This window comes from Paenibacillus sp. OT2-17, assembly GCF_009827695.1.
GTDB classification, from domain to species: domain Bacteria; phylum Bacillota; class Bacilli; order Paenibacillales; family Paenibacillaceae; genus Paenibacillus; species Paenibacillus polymyxa_B.
Genome location: NZ_WUDQ01000324.1, coordinates 1 through 4,058 on the forward strand (window position 1 = coordinate 1; position 4,058 = coordinate 4,058).

At 48.7% G+C, this 4,058-nt stretch carries 1 protein-coding gene; it reads left to right on the plus strand.

Annotated features, from left to right (window positions below; translation table 11 throughout):
• Positions 1-4,058, plus strand: a 4,058-nt coding sequence (locus tag GRP75_RS20430) for a type I polyketide synthase (RefSeq protein ID WP_160790208.1), incomplete at both ends; no start/stop codon positions are given.

The window sequence follows — 4,058 nt, forward strand, 5'->3', positions numbered from 1 at the left end:
CAAGCGCAGTTCACCAATACTACTGGGAACAGTAACGCTATTGCAGCGGCTCGTATCTCTTATTTCCTCAATCTGAAAGGTCCGGCCATATCCGTAGATACGGCATGCTCCTCATCGCTGGTGGCAACCCATCTGGCCTGCCAGGCGTTATCTAACGGAGAGATAGAAATGGCGTTGGTTGGCGGGGTGTCGCTATATCTGACTCCTGAATCGTATGTAGGCATGTCTGCATCCGGAATGTTGTCGCCAGATGGCCGGTGTAAAACGTTTGACAATAGCGCCAACGGCTTTGTTCCAGGGGAAGGAGTAGGGGCGCTGGTTCTGAAGCGGCTGAAGGATGCTGAAGCTGATCGGGATCATATATACGGAGTTATTATTGGGTCCGGAATCAATCAAGATGGAAAAACCAACGGGATTACCGCTCCAAGCACAAACAGCCAAATTGAGCTGGAGCGGGAAATATACAACAAATATCAGATTGAGCCTGAAAGCATTAGCTATGTTGAAATGCATGGGACAGGAACCAAGCTGGGTGACCCTATTGAATTGGAAGCTTTATCAACCGCCTTTAAAGAGAAAACCGATCAGAAGAACTACTGTGCCATAGGTTCGGTAAAAAGCAATATCGGGCATACTTCTGCAGCAGCGGGCATAGCAAGCGTGCAAAAGGTGTTGCTATGCATGAAGCATAGAAAGCTAGTACCGACACTGAATTTCAAGAACCCGAATGAGCATTTTGATTTTGATAATTCTCCTTTTTATGTAAATACAGAATTGAACGCCTGGGAACCTTCCCGCGGGGACAAAAGGCGCGCCGCTGTGAGCTCTTTCGGATTTAGCGGTACGAACGCCCATCTTATTATTGAAGAATATCGTCCAGGGACGGGAACATCTGCGACATCACCAACAGCCGCCGATATCCATAATCCCGTTCTCTTCGTTTTGTCTGCCAAAGGTGAAAAGCAACTAAAAACGTATGCCGAAAGAATGAGGAGCTTTATTGCATCCCGGGAAAATCTTAACCTCTCGGATATGGGGTATACGCTGCAAGTGAGCCGCGAGCCGATGGATTACCGGCTGGCTTTTGTGGCAGATTCAAAAGAGGCATTGCTAAAAGCGCTCGAAGGATTTGCGAATCATGATCTGGTTTCTGGCGTCCTAACGGCGCAGGTGAAAAAGAGCAAAGACGGGATTGTGATGTTTGAGGCGGATGAAGATGCCAAATCGTTGCTTGAAACCTGGATCAAGAAGAGAAAACTGAAAAAAATAGCGGAGTTGTGGGTAAAGGGGCTAACTATTGACTGGAACAAGCTGTATGGGGACATCAAACCTTACCGGATCAGTCTACCGACCTATCCTTTTGCGAGAGAACGCTGCTGGGCGCCTGAGCTTAACAGCAAGGCAGGCAAAGGCATGACTTCTGTCACTGCTGCTTCGCTCCATCCTTTACTGCATCGAAACATCTCCGATTTCTCGGAGCAGCGGTTCAGTTCGACTTTTACAGGCCAGGAGTTTTTCCTGAAGGATCATGTGGTGAATGGACGCAAGGTTCTATCCGGGGCTGCTTGTCTTGAAATGGTCCGGGCGGCCGTGAATCAGGCAACAGGATCTGATGAGGGCGGGCCAACCGGAATTTGCCTTAAAAACGTGGTTTGGGCACGGCCTATTATCGTAGAGGATGGGCCACTACAGCTACACATCGGACTTTTCCTGGATGAACATCAAGAGATTTCCTATGAAATATATGGGGAGAGCGCAGAAGCTGATGCAGGGATTGTGATATATAGCTACGGCAGTGCTACACGAAGATCGGCTGTGGAGGTCCCAACACTGAATATTAAAGACTTGCAGAATGTATGCAGTCGGAACTTCGACCCCACACAATTGTATGGAGTTTTCAGGGATATGGGAATGGATTATGGCCCTGGACATCAAGGAATTGAGATGGTGTATGCGGGAGAGGGTCAAGTGCTGGCTAAGTTATGCTTGCCGGCTTCCGTTTCTGACAACCAAAGCAAATTTGTCCTGCATCCAAGTATGATAGATTCGGCCTTGCAGGCAACCGTGGGCTTGACGCTGGGGTCTGGCGAGATCAAACCTTCTTTGCCTTACGCCATTCAAGAAGTTGAAATTATAAAAAATTGCAGCTCCATCATGTGGGCGCTGATTCGCTACAATGCAGACGGTCTAGCTGAGGAAAAGGCACAGAAGCTGGATATTGACCTGAGCGACGAAACTGGAGCCATCTGTGTCAGGATAAAAGGATATTCATCAAGAATTCTGAATAGGGACTTGATTTCCTCGGATGTTCAGTCAAATTCCAGTAACTTGATGCTTGAACCCGTATGGAAAGAGCAAGGGATTGCTCTAGGGGCTGAAATGCCTGTATATGATCGCCATGTCGTGTTACTCTGCCAGCCGTCCGAGATTTCCCGTGAACAAGTTGAAGCTCGGATGGACGGCGTGCAATGCATTGTACTGCAACCCGACCGAAACGGAATCGCGGAACAGTTCCAGCATTACGCCGTCCAGGTGGTTGAAGAGATTCAAAGCATTTTCAGGGAAAAACCCAATGGCAAGGTGCTGATCCAGATTGCCATAAGCGGACAGGAGGAGCAGCAGCTTTTCTCGGGACTTTCCGGTCTTTTAAAAACGGCCCGGCTTGAGCATTCAAAACTGGTAGGTCAGTTAATAGAACTGGGACAGGATGAGGACTGGGGAGCAATCATAGACATTTTAAAAGAAAACAGCCGTAGCCTCGAGGATATCCAGATTCGGTACGAGAAAGGCACACGGTGGGTTTCCTGCTGGAACGAAGTTCACATCTCTCAGGAAGCGGCGGGTAACCCGTGGAAGGATGGCGGAGTGTACCTGATTACTGGCGGTGCCGGTGGATTGGGACTCATTTTTGCCAAAGAGATTACGGATAAAGTCCATAAAGCCGTCTTGATTTTAACGGGGCGTTCCGCGCTGGATGAGGGCAAACGGGCTGAGATAAAGAAAATGGAGGCATTAGGGGCGCGAATAATATACAGACAGGTCGATGTGACTCAGGAGCAGGCGGTGACCGATTTAATCCAGGAAATTCAGGAGGAATTCGGAAACATCAATGGCATCATTCACAGTGCAGGAGTCATTCGTGACAACCGCATACTCCAAAAAAATAGCGAGGAAATGCTGGAGGTTCTCGCACCCAAAGTAATAGGGACAGTGAATCTGGATCAGGCAAGCAAGAATCTGCCGCTTGACTTCTTTGTTCTATTTTCGTCTGTAGCCGGAGGATTAGGTAATCAGGGACAGGCAGACTATTCTGCAGCTAATGCGTTTATGGATGCTTATGCCGGATACCGGAACACTCTGATAGCATCTAAGCAGCGCCAGGGTCAAACGCTATCCATCAATTGGCCGCTATGGAAAGAGGGTGGGATGCGTATTGATGAGGAAACGGAGAAGCTGGTAAGGCAGCGTACAGGCATGAGCGGCATGTCAACCTCTTCCGGCGTTCAGGCCTTGTATCGTGGCATGATCGCGGGCGTTGATCAGGTTATGGTGATGGAAGGCAATCTCGCAAAAATGAAGAAAAGCATGGGTTTAATCACGACTCCAGAGATTAGGCAGCCTGAAAAGGTGACAGGAATTTCAGAAGCTTCCCCTAAAAGCAATGCCGTACCGGATCTGCTGGACAAGGTACAGGCCGCTATGATACAGGCCGTGTCAAAATTGCTGAAAGTCAAACTTGAAGATATTGATGAACATGTAGAACTGAGTGAGTATGGCTTCGATTCCATCCTGCTCACACAATTTACCAACAACATCAATCACTTATACCGACTTGAGCTGACGCCGGACATATTTTTTGAATACACAACGATTCATGACTTCACCAGGTATTTGGTGGACGAATATGATGCCGTGCTTGGCGAGCAGTTTGCCGTGCATGCCCGGATTGAGCCTGCTGTCCAGGCCGTGGAGGATGATAGGGAAGACAGTACCCACGTTAGACGGCAGCGTTTCCGGTTTGCAGGCGGGAATGTGTTGTCCATGCCGCAACATACTCA